This is a genomic window from Virgibacillus sp. M23 (assembly GCF_034190895.1).
Lineage (GTDB): Bacteria > Bacillota > Bacilli > Bacillales > Amphibacillaceae > Virgibacillus > Virgibacillus salarius.
Map to the genome: position 1 here is coordinate 1 of NZ_JAWDHA010000265.1, position 443 is coordinate 443.

General features: G+C 51.9%; 1 protein-coding gene. It reads left to right on the forward strand.

Annotated elements, in window-relative coordinates:
* A partial coding sequence (locus RVS70_RS22455; protein ID WP_321134936.1) for a quercetin 2,3-dioxygenase occupies positions 1-443 on the forward strand: 443 nt, incomplete at both ends.

Consider the following 443-nt stretch of genomic DNA (forward strand, 5'->3'; position numbering starts at 1 on the left):
GCTCCGGAGTGGGGAAGGTGAGTGTTATTTGTTCGGCAGACAGGTTGTCACGGTGATGGCGAATGGAAGGAGCACGGGCGACCTGTTTGAGATCGTGCTGCTTTCCGGGGGAAAAGGAGATGCCTTTCCGCTTCACGTCCACAAGAATACACATGAAGGACTTCTCGTGTTGGACGGGAAGCTTGAGCTGACACTTGATGGAGAACACTATTTATTGATATCGGGTGATTATGCCAACATTCCGGCGGGGATACCGCACAGCTACCGGATGCAGAGCCACAGAACAAGACTGGTGTCTTACACGATGAAAGGAAACGCAGCCCACATGTACTCCGTGATTGGGAATCCGTATAATCACGCTGAACATCCGCCGTTCGCAAGCGAAGAAGTCACAAACGAGCGATTTGCAGAAGCTGCCGCTGTAGCGGACATTGTATTTCTGG